Source organism: Empedobacter sp. UBA3239 (genome assembly GCF_002362875.1).
Classification (GTDB): Bacteria; Bacteroidota; Bacteroidia; order Flavobacteriales; family Weeksellaceae; genus Empedobacter; species Empedobacter falsenii_B.
This window is the reverse complement of the sequence record NZ_DEVJ01000021.1, coordinates 1-13,287: the sequence shown is the minus strand read 5'-3', so window position 1 is coordinate 13,287 and position 13,287 is coordinate 1. Positions and strand designations below refer to the sequence as shown.

General features: G+C 31.6%; 11 protein-coding genes. 6 read left to right on the top strand and 5 right to left on the bottom strand.

Annotation, left to right across the window (positions count from 1 at the left end; translation table 11 throughout):
- Positions 1–9: 9 nt before the first annotated feature.
- Both ribB and B4G36_RS03455 read left to right on the top strand, forming a co-directional pair.
- Complete coding sequence (gene ribB / locus B4G36_RS03460; RefSeq protein WP_038332669.1) at positions 10–1,134, top strand: 3,4-dihydroxy-2-butanone-4-phosphate synthase; 1,125 nt, start codon at positions 10–12, stop codon at positions 1,132–1,134.
- A gap of 104 nt (positions 1,135–1,238) precedes the next feature.
- Positions 1,239–2,567 carry a DUF2268 domain-containing putative Zn-dependent protease gene (locus tag B4G36_RS03455; RefSeq protein WP_291062028.1) on the top strand — a complete coding sequence of 443 codons (1,329 nt, stop codon included), beginning with the start codon at positions 1,239–1,241 and terminating at the stop codon, positions 2,565–2,567.
- A 38-nt stretch (positions 2,568–2,605) separates the two neighbouring features.
- On the opposite strand, the gene B4G36_RS03450 is transcribed toward B4G36_RS03455, so the two are convergent.
- From B4G36_RS03450 to rpsA, 3 genes are all read right to left on the bottom strand, one after another.
- Complete coding sequence (locus B4G36_RS03450) at positions 2,606–3,610, bottom strand: EamA family transporter (protein ID WP_038332668.1); 1,005 nt, start codon at positions 3,608–3,610, stop codon at positions 2,606–2,608.
- 14 nt (positions 3,611–3,624) lie between these two features.
- Positions 3,625–4,101, bottom strand: coding sequence for an Lrp/AsnC family transcriptional regulator (locus B4G36_RS03445; RefSeq protein WP_291060256.1), 477 nt, complete (start codon positions 4,099–4,101; stop codon positions 3,625–3,627).
- 189 nt (positions 4,102–4,290) lie between these two features.
- The gene (gene rpsA / locus B4G36_RS03440) at positions 4,291–6,123 is read right to left on the bottom strand and encodes a 30S ribosomal protein S1 (protein ID WP_291062025.1); all 1,833 of its coding nucleotides are present in this window, start codon (positions 6,121–6,123) and stop codon (positions 4,291–4,293) included.
- Between the two features lie 242 nt (positions 6,124–6,365).
- Here rpsA and B4G36_RS03435 point away from each other — a divergent pair, with 242 nt between their 5' ends.
- Complete coding sequence (locus B4G36_RS03435) at positions 6,366–7,997, top strand: ABC1 kinase family protein (RefSeq protein WP_291062023.1); 1,632 nt, start codon at positions 6,366–6,368, stop codon at positions 7,995–7,997.
- Between the two features lie 75 nt (positions 7,998–8,072).
- Here the strand turns inward: B4G36_RS03435 and B4G36_RS03430 are convergent, their stop codons facing one another.
- Both B4G36_RS03430 and smpB read right to left on the bottom strand, forming a co-directional pair.
- Positions 8,073–9,575, bottom strand: coding sequence for an OmpA family protein (locus B4G36_RS03430; RefSeq protein WP_291062021.1), 1,503 nt, complete (start codon positions 9,573–9,575; stop codon positions 8,073–8,075).
- A gap of 66 nt (positions 9,576–9,641) precedes the next feature.
- Positions 9,642–10,094: an SsrA-binding protein SmpB gene (smpB, locus tag B4G36_RS03425; RefSeq protein ID WP_291062019.1), complete on the bottom strand. Its 453-nt coding sequence runs from the start codon at positions 10,092–10,094 to the stop codon at positions 9,642–9,644.
- A 66-nt stretch (positions 10,095–10,160) separates the two neighbouring features.
- Between smpB and B4G36_RS03420 the strand changes: the two genes are divergently transcribed.
- From B4G36_RS03420 to B4G36_RS03410, 3 genes are all read left to right on the top strand, one after another.
- The gene (locus tag B4G36_RS03420; RefSeq protein WP_038332655.1) at positions 10,161–11,783 is read left to right on the top strand and encodes an ABC-F family ATP-binding cassette domain-containing protein; all 1,623 of its coding nucleotides are present in this window, start codon (positions 10,161–10,163) and stop codon (positions 11,781–11,783) included.
- Between the two features lie 159 nt (positions 11,784–11,942).
- Positions 11,943–12,638, top strand: coding sequence for a sensor histidine kinase (locus tag B4G36_RS03415; RefSeq protein WP_291062017.1), 696 nt, complete (start codon positions 11,943–11,945; stop codon positions 12,636–12,638).
- A gap of 31 nt (positions 12,639–12,669) precedes the next feature.
- Positions 12,670–13,287 (top strand): LytR/AlgR family response regulator transcription factor (locus tag B4G36_RS03410; protein WP_291062015.1); only part of this gene is annotated, 618 nt, incomplete at its 3' end.

The following is a 13,287-nucleotide window of genomic DNA, read 5'->3' as shown; positions in this document are numbered from 1 at the left end:
CATAAAACAATGGAAAATAGATCATCTCAATTAAACACAATTGAAGAAGCTTTAGAAGATTTAAAACAAGGAAAAGTTATCATTGTAGTTGACGATGAAGATCGTGAAAATGAAGGAGATTTCCTATGTATCGCCGAATTTGCAACGCCAGAAGTCATCAACTTTATGGTTACGCATGGACGCGGATTGGTTTGTACACCACTTACACAACAAAGATGTAAAGCATTAGGTTTGGACCTTATGGTTGGACACAATACAGCGATTTACGAAACTAATTTTACGGTTTCTGTAGATTTACAAGGTCACGGATGTACGACAGGAATTTCGGCTTCTGATCGTTCTAAAACTATTCAAGCTTTAATTGACGAAAATACAAATCCAGATGATTTAGGAAAACCAGGACATATTTTCCCATTAATTGCAAAAGATGGTGGAGTTTTGGTTCGAATGGGACATACAGAAGCTGCTGTTGATTTGGCACGCATGGCAGGATATTATCCTGCTGGATGTATTGTCGAAATTTTGAAAGAAGATGGAGAAATGGCTCGCTTGCCAGAATTGTTAGAGATTGCAAAGAAATTTGATCTTAAAATTGTTTCGATTGAAGATTTGATTGCTTACCGATTAGAAAACGAATCATTAGTAAAACGTATCGAGCAATTTCCTGCAAAAACAAGATTCGGAGAATACGAATTAATCGCTTATCAACAAACAACAAATAATCAAGTTCACTTCGCTTTGAAAAAAGGAAAATGGACAAAAGATGATGTAGTTCCAGTTCGTGTAAAATCAACAAATAGCTACTATGATTTGTTTAGCGCTTTACAAAACGGCGAAACACCATTGTTAGAAAAAACAATGAACATCATTAATGAAGAAGAAAGAGGTGTTGTGATTTTTATTAATAACATTCAAAGTTCTGAGTTAATTGAACAAAAATTAGAGATTTTCAAAAGTTTTTCTGAAGGAAAATCCAAATCTGGTGTTTTACCAGCCGATGAAAAAGATCATGGAATTGGTTCTCAAATCATCAAAGATTTAGGCATCCAAAAAATGAATTTAATTACGCGTACTTTAGAAGAACCACATACAACACAATATGGTTTGGAAATTGTAAAATGCACTAAGTTATAAGAGATAATTTATCTGATATAAAAAGCAGTTCTGAGAAGAGCTGCTTTTTTTTGAATTATTTTGTAACTTTTTGATTATATTGACATCTCATATAAAAACACAATATGCAAAATAAAACTTTAGCTTTAATATTTTTTATTCTTACGAGTATTTCATTTGGACAAAATTCAATAGCTAATAAAATTTACACTTCTGATATAGATAATTTCTGGATAGCTTTTGATAGTATTCAAACTACAAATAATTATTCACAAAAAATAAAATTCATTAATACTTTATACATTGATAAAGGGACAAAAGGTTTAAAATCCTTTATGAAAGTAAGAGATTATAATGATACTCTTTATGTTAAACTTATTGATAATTATCCTAAGTTTTGGAATTCTATTAGACCTAATACACTTACCATAAAAAATAAAACAAAAGAATTAACTAAAGCTGTAAAAAAACTAAAAAAACTATATCCTGAGCTAAAAGAAGGAGAAATGTATTTTACAATTGGTGGCTTGCGTTCAGGTGGAACTTTATATGAAAATATGGTTTTAGTTGGTTCTGAAATCGCTACAGGAATTTCAAAAACAGATGTTTCAGAATTTGAAAATGATTGGCTAAAAAATGTTTTTGCGAAGCAATCACTTGATAATATTATTTCACTAAATATTCATGAATATGTACACACACAACAAAAACCAAATGAAAACAACTCATTATTACACCATACCCTAAAAGAAGGTTCGTGCGATTTTATTACAGAGCTTGTTTTAGGAGAACCAATTGAAAAACAATATATTTTTTATGGAAAACAGTATTTCGATGATTTGAAAAAACAATTTAAAGAAGAGATGTTTATAGATGATTTTTCAAATTGGTTATACAATGGAGGACAAAAGGGTGAAGCTGCTGATCTGGGATATTTTATTGGATATGAAATATGTAAATCATATTACAATCAAGCTAAAAATAAAAAACAAGCGATAAAAGATATTATTGAACTGAATTATCAAGATGAAAAAGAAGTTGAAAATTTTCTAAGAAAATCTGGTTTTTACGAAGAAGGTTTTGATAAAGATCAATTAATAAAAGAATACGAAAAAAAACAACCTTATATCATAAAAATTGAACCTTTCGAAAATGGTTCAATAAACGTAGATTCATCTATCAAAGAATTTAGAATTACATTTTCTAAACCAATGAACCCTAAAAAATATTCTTTAAGATTTTCAAAAAAAGGAAAAGAATTTAGTCCAAAATTCTCAAAAATAGAATACAATAAAAACAACACAGTATTAATCGTTAATGTAGAATTAATACCAGATAAAGAATATGAATTTATCATTGGAAAAAATTTCAAATCAGAAGATGGCTACCCATTAAAATTAGACAATAATGAATTAATTATAAATTTCAAAACTCAAAAAAAAGCTTCTCGGTAACTCAAGAAGCTTTTCAATCATTAATCATCATAATATAATTAGGCAATTTGTTTTGGATTTACAAAATGCAAAATTTTTTGAACTAATTTCGTGTTTTTGTATAAATTCCAATTCATTAATAAAACACTGAACAAAATTACTGCCAAACCATAAATCTGCAAATGAGTTACGACATCATCTGTAAAAAAATAACTTAATGCAACCGCTACAATCGGATTAACATAGGCATATGTAGAAACTTCTACAGCTGGACGATATTGTAACAACCAAACGTAAGAACCAAAAGCTAGAATAGAGCCAAAAGTTGTTAAATAAGCCATTGCCAACCAATCTTCTGTCGCTACATTCGCAAAATTGAAATTAGCATATTCTCCATTGAAGATTGCAACTGTATTAAACAAAACACCAGCAGTAATCATTTGCCAAGCCGTTTTGACCATGATGTTCAAATCTTCTTTTGGCTTTGTAACTTCTTTTTTCTGCTTTTCTGTTACATATTTTGAATACAAAGAACCTAACGTCCAAGCAATCGAACAAAAGATCAGAACAATCAACCCAATCATATTTAAGAACTGCTGATCTGCATCTGCGTGCACAGTGGTTGTTTGTTCATAGAATAACATCAGAACTCCAACAAAACCTAACAAAACACCTAAAATCGTAGGAATACTTGAAAAATTTTGTTTCCATTTCGGTTTATCTAAGACAATAAACCAAATTGCTGCCGATGCTGCCATAATTGCAACAATTCCACTTGGTAAAAATTGTTCGGACCAAATAATCCCAGCCATATCAATAAACAACAACATAAAACCTGTAAACATACATTGTTTCACAATTTGTTTATCCCACAGCTTGTAACCTTTCAACTTACAATATCCCATCAACATTGTGCTCGCCGCAATAAAGCGAAACGAACCCAAAATAAACGGACTAAAACCATGCAAAGCCTTATCTATAAAAAAATAAGTTGATCCCCAAACTACATAAACCACGAAATATGCTGCAATAATCAGCCACTTACTTGGTTGATTCCCTTTCATTCAATCTCTATTTTTTAAATCGTTGGTATAACGATATTTTGTTCTTCTTTTATTGTTTGTAAAACTATAGTTGTACGCGTAGAAGTGATTCCGCCAATTTTACTCAAATGTTTGCGCATCAATTCCACCAAACCTTCGTTATCAGAAGTTCTCACTTTGATTAGATAACCATCTTCTCCAGCAATATCATGAACCTCTAAAACTTCTGGAATTTCGGCAAGTTGTCTTCCTACTGTTTCATCACCGATAATATCTACGGTTTTGATAAACATATACGAAAGTAATTTTTGTCCAACTGCCACTGGATTTATTTTTGCGTGATAAGCCAAAATAACTTGTTTATTTTCAAGCTTTTTCACACGTTCTAATATTCCAGAAGGTGCCATTCTCAATTCTCTTGCGATATCTGCATTGTTAATACGTGCATTATCTTGCATTAATCGCATGATTTTCAAATCAGTAGCATCTAAATTAAATTCTATCTTTTCCATTTCGACTGCAAAATTAAGACTATTTTGAATAATATTCAAAAAATACATCAAAAATTGTACGTTATTCTTGATATGATTTTAAACCATAAATTAAATTCATTTTTATACTAAATATATTTAATCATTATTCATAAAAAAAGCTGCCCATTACTGGACAGCTTATGTTATTTAAAAATTTCGGTTAGAGAATTAGTTTCCTCCTTCTTCCATTTTCTTTTTCAATGCAGCTAATGAATCAATATCTCCTAATGTAGAAGTTTCGATCGTGTTAGATGAATTGTTGTTGTTGTTATTGTTGTTAGATGATCTCTCAGCTTTAACTTCTTCCTCACGGAAAGTTGCTGTGTGAGAAACTACTACACGACGGAATTCTTTGTTAAACTCGATAACTTTGAAAGATGTTTCTTCACCTTTTTTGATACGAGATCCGTCTTCTTTCTCTAATGTACGAGCTGGAGCGAAAGCTTCAACGTCAGCATCTTCGAATTGTACTGTAGCACCTTTATCAAAAACGTCAACTGCAACACCTGTGTGAGTAGTACCTACAGCATATTTAGCTTCGTACTGATCCCATGGGTTTTCAGTTAATTGTTTGTGACCTAAAGATAAACGACGAGCTTCTACGTCTAATTCTAAAACTACTACGTCTAAGATATCATCAACCGCACAGAATTCTGATGGGTGTTTGATTTTCTTAGTCCAAGATAAGTCAGAGATGTAGATTAATCCATCAACACCTTCTTCTAATTCTACGAATACACCGAAGTTAGTGAAGTTACGAACTTTACCTTTGTGAGTAGAACCTACTGGGTATTTAGTTGTAATATCTGTCCAAGGATCTGGCGTTAATTGTTTGATACCTAAAGACATTTTTCTTTCTTCTCTATCTAAAGTTAAAACTACTGCTTCAACTTCATCACCTACTTTTACGAAATCTTGAGCAGAACGTAAGTGAGTAGACCATGACATTTCAGAAACGTGGATTAAACCTTCTACACCTGGAGCAACCTCAACGAATGCACCGTAGTCAGCTAAAACAACTACTTTTCCTTTAACTTTATCACCAACTTTGATATCAGCATCTAAAGCATCCCATGGGTGAGCTTCTAATTGTTTAATACCTAATTGGATACGAGATTTATCTTCGTCGAAATCTAAGATTACAACGTTGATTTTTTGTCCATCTTCTAAGATTTCAGATGGGTGGTTGATACGAGACCAAGATAAGTCTGTAATGTGGATTAAACCGTCAACACCTCCTAAGTCTACGAATACACCGTAAGATGTGATGTTTTTAACTTCACCTTCTAATACTTGTCCTTTCTCTAATTGAGCAACGATTTCTTTTTTCTGAACTTCGATATCAGCCTCGATTAACGCTTTGTGAGAAACAACTACGTTTTTGAATTCTGGGTTGATTTTAACAACTTTGAACTCCATAGTTTTTCCTACGAATTGTTCGTAATCACGGATTGGTTTAACATCGATTTGAGAACCTGGTAAGAAAGCTTCAATTCCGAATACGTCAACAATCATACCTCCTTTAGTACGAGCTTTGATGTAACCGTTAACGATTTCTTGAGAATCGTGTGCTTTGTTCACAGCATCCCATGCATTTAATGTACGAGCCTTTTTGTGAGATAAAATTAATTGTCCATTTTTATCTTCACGTTGATCAACCATTACTTCAACGATATCCCCAACTTTTAAATCTTGGTTGTAACGGAATTCGTTTAATGAAATCACACCTTCTGATTTGAAGTTGATGTCAACGATAGCTTCTTTATCTGTAATACGTACAACTTGTCCTTTGAATACTTCATTCTCATGTAAGTCTTCTAAAGTTGTATCGTACATTTGCTCTAATTCAGCTTTTTCTTTACGATCTTCTTCGTTTAATCCTGATTCGAAAGATTCCCAATCAAATGATTCTGGCGCTACGTTTGCATTAGCAGACGCATCTAATACTGGAGCGTTTAATACAACTTCTTGTACCTCCTCTTGTTTTGTTTCTTTAGACATAATTCTAAAAATTTGTATCTCAATCAATTTTATTTTTGGAATCTTAAAATGCAAATAAATGACCGAGAGATGTTTAACTTAATAATTAATCGCTTGATTCCTAATTCATTTAAGCGAGTGCAAAGATAAACAATAAAAATTAATTTTTTGGAATAATTTTCGCTTCAACTCAAAGAAATTTAAGTTTTTATAAACTCAATACACGTTTGTTTATTTGTAACTTGTAAACGAATCTCAATCTTATGGATAGTTTAAAGAAAATAAAACGCTTTTCGAAAATTGTAAAAGTTGTTTCTAAATATGGTTTTGAAGAAATCCTTTCTCGTGGAAATGATTTGTTTCATTCTGATCAAAATACAGATTTCTTCAATAGTTCTTTCAATCAAAGGTTTCGAATGGCTTTGGAAGAACTCGGACCAACCTATATAAAATTTGGTCAATTATTAAGTAATCGAAAAGATTTGGTTCCTGAATCATTGGTCGAAGAGTTGAAAAAATTACAAGACAATGTCCCGCCTGAAGAGATTGATATTTATAAAAAAATAAAAGATGAATTTGGAATAGAACCTGACGAACATTTTCTTTCGATAGAACAACAACCTTTTGCTGCAGCCAGTATTTCACAAGTTTACCGCGCTACATTATTGAATGGAGAAAAAGTCGTGTTCAAAGTGAAGCGATCAAACATTCAACATATCATCGAATCAGATTTGGCCTTGATTCGTGATATCGTTCTTTTTTTAGAAAAGAAATACGAGAAGTTACAAAAGTTATTCATTTCTGAAATTGAAAAATCATTCGAAAATTCGATTCTAAAAGAACTTTCTCTAACGAACGAATTTCAAAATATCGAACGTTTTAGAAAAAATTTCGAGAAAAGTAAAGATGTTTACGTTCCTAAAACATACGAAGACTATTCGAACAATAATTTTCTTTGTATGGAATTAATCGAGGGTTTTAAAGTAAATGATGTTGAGCAATTGGAAGCGTTGGGACTTGACCCAAAAAAAATCGTGCAAAAAGGGTTTGATATTTATTTGAAACAATTGTTAGATGATGGTTTTTTTCATGCCGATCCTCATCCAGGTAATATTTTTATTTTGCAAGACGGTCGAATAGCTTTCATCGATTTTGGTTCGATGGGAATTTTGGCAATCAACGAAAAAGAAGCATTAGAAAATGTTGTCATTGATTTTGGTTTGAAAAATCCAAAACGTATTGTTCGTTCACTCAAAAAAATGGCGATTAAACATTATATCGAAAATGATAAACAATTGGAACGTGATATTGCTGATATTTTTGACTATTTAGAATATAATACAGTTGACACCATTGAAGTTCAGGTAATCATCAAAAAATTTAATCATATTCTACAGCGTAATCATGTGTTATTACCTGAATATGTTTATATCTTATTAAGAGGAATTGCGCTTATAGAAGGGATTGGTCAACAATTGCATGCTGATCTTAATGTGCAACGTTCGATGCGTCCGTATGCAATAAAATTAGCTCGTCAAAAATTTCATCCTAAATATTTGAGTAAAAAAGCAATCGATAATTTCAAGGATATTCAAGATTTAATCAACGATTTACCAGAAGACACCTTAAAATTAATTGAAAAAGTAAACAATGATAAATTGGCTTTAAACTTCAAGATTGATCAAATAGATAATATTCAGAAATTAATAAAAGACAGTATTAATAAACTAGTTTTAGCAATTCTTACTTTAGCTTTTGGAATCGGAGCAAGTATGCTTGCGAACACAACTGTTCGTCCCATGATTTTGGACATGCCATTACTTTCTTGGATTGGCTATTTGTTATCTATTTTTACAGCTGGTTGTATCATTATATTGGTTTTTAGAAAGAAATAATATTAATCCTAATTTCAAAAAAATAAAATAGCCACCTCAATGAGGTGGCTATTTCTATTGTAAGCTATTCAAGAATTATTTTTTCTTTTTTGTAGCTGGTTTTACAACTTTAGTTTCTGTTACTGTCGCTGTTTTTGGTAATACCTCAACACGTCTGTTTCTTTGGTAACACTCTTCAGTGTTTTCAGTACATAATAATTGAGATTTTCCTAATCCACGAGGAGTTAAACGAGCTTTATCAACTCCACCTCTTTCAGCTAAAATATTAACTAACGCTTGAGCACGTTTTAAAGATAATGTTTTGTTGTAAGCATCTTTACCTCTTTGATCAGCATGTCCGTCAATGTAGAAGTTTTTCGCTTTTAAATCATCAGAATTTAAAATTTGAGCTGCTACACGTACGTCTTCGTAAGAAGAAGGAACAATTTTATCAGAGTTGTACTCGAATAAGATGTTAGATAAACGTTTTGCTACGTGAACTTCTGTCCATGGACATCCGTTATTTTCTTTTGGTCCTTTTTCTGTTGGACAAGCATCATCTTTATCAGGAATACCATCTCCGTCTGTATCTGGACAACCTTGGAATTCAGCTAAACCATATTCGTTTGGACAAGCATCATCTTTATCTAAGATTCCATCATTGTCTGTATCTGGCCAAGGACATCCATTGTTTTCTACTGGACCAGCAACTTCTGGACAAGCATCATCTTTATCTGGAACTCCGTCACCATCTGTATCTGGACAACCTTGGAATTCAGCTAAACCTGGTTCGTTTGGACAAGCATCATCTTTATCAAAGATTCCGTCTCCATCTGTATCTGGACATCCGTTTGTTGCAGGATCTCCTGTAGCAATACCTGGATCATCTGGACATGCATCTTCGTCATCAGGAATACCGTCGTTATCTCTATCTTGTTTTCCGAAACGGAAAGTAACACCTACTGTGTGTTGGAAGAAATCGAAATAATTGTTTCCTCCGTAAGCTGGTAACCAGTTGTAATCAGAAGCAACATTTAAACCAAAATTTTTAGTAAACCAAAAGTTAATTCCAGCTCCTAAAGATGCTACAAAATGATTTTTCTCTAAATCTTCAACTTCAGTTAATTGGTATGTTTCGTTTCCATCTCCATTACCATAATAAGCAGTTAATGGGAATTGTAATCCTGTGTAATCATATCTATGGTAACCAGCACCTACACGGATATATGGGTCAAACCAAGAATCTTCTTTTAAGATATAGCCATTAGCTAATTTATAACGTAAACCTAAACCAGCATTAATAAATAATTCATCTTTAACACGTAATCTGTTGTTATCAACTTCACCTACAGAAGCAGTTAAATCAACATCAAAAGATCTGTTTAAGTTACGAATAATAGATAATTTAGATAAAGGAGGAACGATATCCCAATTATCTGTTTTGAAATACTGGTTGAATGGTCCAGTGATCGAGTTGTGATCAACTGCATGAGCACCAACTGTAATTGCCCAAGGATTCTTAGAATTCTGAGCATCTACAAAAGAATTACCCGCTAGGAATAATACTACTGCAGATAATAATAGATTAAACTTTTTCATTATCAAATATTTAGCGTTTTAAATATATTAAATTTTACTTAATTTTTATACAATTATAAGACAAATTTAAGAATTCTTTATCATTCTATCCAAATCTCTTTTCAAATCTTTTCCTTTTATTGTGTTTCTTTTGTCAAAAAGTTTCTTCCCTTTTGCCAAATATATCTTCAATTTTGCCAACCCTTTATTGTTTATAAATAGCGTGGTTGCTACAATTGTTAATCCAGTTTCTTTCGTTTTGCGTTCTAATTTTCGCAACTCAGATTTTTGTAATAAAAGTTTTCTGTCTCGTCTAGTTTTATGATTAAAGTATGTTCCCCAATCATATTCGTCAATAAACATATTGACAATATAGAGTTCTCCATCCTTTATTTGACAAAAACTTTCAGTAATTGAAGCTTTTCCCATTCGGATAGATTTTATTTCAGTCCCAAATAATTGGATGCCGGCTTCGTAAGAATCTAATAATTCATACTCAAACCTTGCACGTTTATTCTTAATCGTAACTTCTTTCTGCACTTTATTTTATTCCAATTAAAATTTGTAACTTTGCCGGAAAGTCAAACAAACATCATACCAAAAATTATGTTAAATGTTTCTAATTTATCGCTTCAATTCGGCAAGCGTGTACTTTTCGACGAAGTTAATATAAAATTTACAAATGGCAACTGTTACGGGATAATTGGTGCCAATGGAGCAGGAAAATCTACTTTCTTAAAAATATTATCAGGTGAAATCGATCCAACTTCAGGACAAGTTAGTCTTGAAAAAGGAAAACGAATGTCTGTTTTAGAACAGAACCACTTCAAATATGACGAATACACAGTATTGGATACTGTTTTACGTGGAAATAAAGTATTATACGATATTAAAGAACGTATGGATGCTTTATATGCAAAACCAGATTTTTCTGAAGAAGATGGTATCAAAGCAGGAGAATTAGGTGTCGTTTATGAAGAAATGAACGGATGGAATGCAGAATCTGATGCAGCTACATTATTATCGAATGTAGGAATTGATTCAGATATGCATTATACATTAATGGGAGATTTAGATAATAAAGCAAAAGTTCGTATTTTGATTGCACAAGCTTTATTTGGAAATCCTGACGTGTTAATCTTAGATGAGCCTACCAACGAATTGGACGTTAATACAATTCAATGGCTAGAAGATTTCTTAGGTAATTTCGAGAATACTGTAATCGTTGTATCGCACGACCGTCACTTCTTAGACGCGGTTTGTACGCATATTTGTGATTTAGATTTCTCTAAATTAAATTTATATTCAGGTAACTATACATTCTGGTACGAATCTTCTCAGTTAGCTGCAAAACAACGTGCGCAACAAAACAAAAAAGCAGAAGAAAAGAAAAAGGAATTACAAGATTTCATTGCTCGTTTCTCTTCTAACGTTGCTAAAGCAAAACAAACGACTTCTCGTAAAAAAATGATCGAGAAATTAAATATCGAAGATATCAAACCTTCTTCTCGTCGATATCCAGCACTTATCTGGGAACAATCGCGTGAGGCTGGTGATCAAATCTTAGAAGTAAACAATTTATCTGCTTCTGTAGATGGAGAAGTTTTATTTAAAGATGCAAACATCAACTTGAAAAAAGGTGATAAAATTGGTATTTTCTCTCGTAACTCGAAAGCGGTTTCTCAATTTTTCGAAATTCTTTCAGGAAAAGCTCAGCCAGATTCTGGAGATTTTACTTGGGGAATTACAACAACACAAGCGTATTTACCTTTAGATAATACAGATTTCTTCAAAGAAGATATCAACTTGGTTGATTGGTTACGTCAATATACAGAATCAGACGATGAACGTCACGAAGAATTTATGCGTGGTTTCTTAGGAAAAATGTTATTCTCAGGAGACGAAGCTCTTAAAAAATCTTCTGTTTTATCAGGAGGTGAAAAAATGCGTTGTATGTTCTCTCGCATGATGTTATTACGTGCAAACGTATTATTGTTAGACGAGCCAACAGGTCACTTAGACTTAGAATCGATTACAGCATTGAATAATTCTTTGGTTAATTTCAAAGGAACAATTTTAATGGGTTCTCATGACCACGAATTGATTCAAACAACTTGTAACCGTATTATCGAGTTAACCCCAAACGGAATCATCGATCGTTATATGACGTATGATGAATTCTTAGATGATCCAAAAGTAAAAGAATTAAAAGCAAAATATTACGCTTAATAATTTCTTTCACCATATTTCTAAAAATCCAGAAGGTTCTACTTTCTGGATTTTTTTATTCATAAATTATTCTATCTTTGAGTTAGAATTTTTCACATGATTCAACTTCCTATCATATTACTTTATCTCATTATTGCATTGATTTTTTTTCTAATCATTATGATTACATATTTAATCCATTCATTAAAATCTGAGAAAAAAATAAGTCATGAACAAACGCAACGTTTAGACAATTTATCTATAAAAGTTGACGAGTTAAAACTAGAGTCATACGAAGCAAAATTGAATCCACATTTGTTCAAAAATATTCTCAATTCGATTCAATCCAATGCGTACCAAACCTATTATACGATTGATAAATTGGCAAATGTGTTGGATTATATTTTGTACGAAAGCAAAGACAATTTTGTGACGATAAAAGATGAAATAGATTTCACTAAAAACTTTATTGAAATTAATAAAGTAAAAGTTTCGCCTTTGTTTGATTTTCAAGTTAAAACCAAAATTGATGAAACTTCACCTTACTATCAAGAAAAAATTATTTTACCTTTATTAAGTATTGATTTTATTGAAAATGCTTTCAAACATACCGATTTTCAACAAGCAAATTCATTCATAAAAATTATGCTTGAATTGAATAATAGATCATTTCAAATTCAAGTCATCAATAAAATCTCTCCAAAAAATAGTTTGAAAAAAGAAACTGGCGGACATGGAAGTCAATCATTAGAACACCGCTTGAAAATGGTTTACGACGACGATTTTTCACTTTCTAAAACTATTGAACAAGATATTTTTGTAGCCAACTTAAAAATAAATCTACATGAGTTTTACACTAAAATGCATACTAATTGACGACGAAATTCTTGGTTTAAAGTACCTGAAAATGTTGTGTGAACAAATGGAAGACATCGAAGTTGTGAAAGCTTATGTTAATCCTGAATTATTCATTAACGAAATTGAAAATCTTGATTTTGACTTTTGTATTTTAGATATCGAAATGCCTAAAATAAATGGTTTACAGATCGCTAATTTATTAAAAGAAAAACCGTTTATTTTTTCCACTGCTTATAAGGAATATGCTGTTGATGCTTTTGATTTAGATGCGACAGATTATATTCAAAAACCAATCAAAAAAGAGCGTTTACAACAAGCTGTTGACAAGGTAAAAAAACGTTTACAAAATAATTTTTCGACACAAAATAATTTTGTACAATTAAATTCAGACAAAGGAAAAATTTTGTTGCAGTTTAATCAAATTTTGTACATTACAACTTCTACCGTTGACAGCCGTGATAAAATGGTTTATTATCAAGATTTATCGTTCTTGATTTTGAAAAATATCACACTCGATGCATTATCAGAAATGTTACCCGAAAAAGATTTTGTTCGCATCAATAAACGAGAAATAATTAGCTTACATCATATTAAATATTTTCACTCAGACAATGTTACTTTAGATGTTTTATCAAAAGAAAATAAAGTAAACCCGTTGTGCATTTTG

Excerpts from the sequence above, each read along its gene's own strand:
- B4G36_RS03415 (WP_291062017.1), top strand. The coding sequence starts at position 11,943 with ATGATTACATATTTAATCCATTCATTAAAATCTGAGAAAAAAATAAGT.
- B4G36_RS03450 (WP_038332668.1), bottom strand. The coding sequence starts at position 3,610 with ATGAAAGGGAATCAACCAAGTAAGTGGCTGATTATTGCAGCATATTTC.
- B4G36_RS03420 (WP_038332655.1), top strand. The coding sequence starts at position 10,161 with ATGTTAAATGTTTCTAATTTATCGCTTCAATTCGGCAAGCGTGTACTT.
- B4G36_RS03445 (WP_291060256.1), bottom strand. The coding sequence starts at position 4,101 with ATGGAAAAGATAGAATTTAATTTAGATGCTACTGATTTGAAAATCATG.
- ribB (WP_038332669.1), top strand. The coding sequence starts at position 10 with ATGGAAAATAGATCATCTCAATTAAACACAATTGAAGAAGCTTTAGAA.
- B4G36_RS03435 (WP_291062023.1), top strand. The coding sequence starts at position 6,366 with ATGGATAGTTTAAAGAAAATAAAACGCTTTTCGAAAATTGTAAAAGTT.
- B4G36_RS03430 (WP_291062021.1), bottom strand. The coding sequence starts at position 9,575 with ATGAAAAAGTTTAATCTATTATTATCTGCAGTAGTATTATTCCTAGCG.
- rpsA (WP_291062025.1), bottom strand. The coding sequence starts at position 6,123 with ATGTCTAAAGAAACAAAACAAGAGGAGGTACAAGAAGTTGTATTAAAC.
- B4G36_RS03455 (WP_291062028.1), top strand. The coding sequence starts at position 1,239 with ATGCAAAATAAAACTTTAGCTTTAATATTTTTTATTCTTACGAGTATT.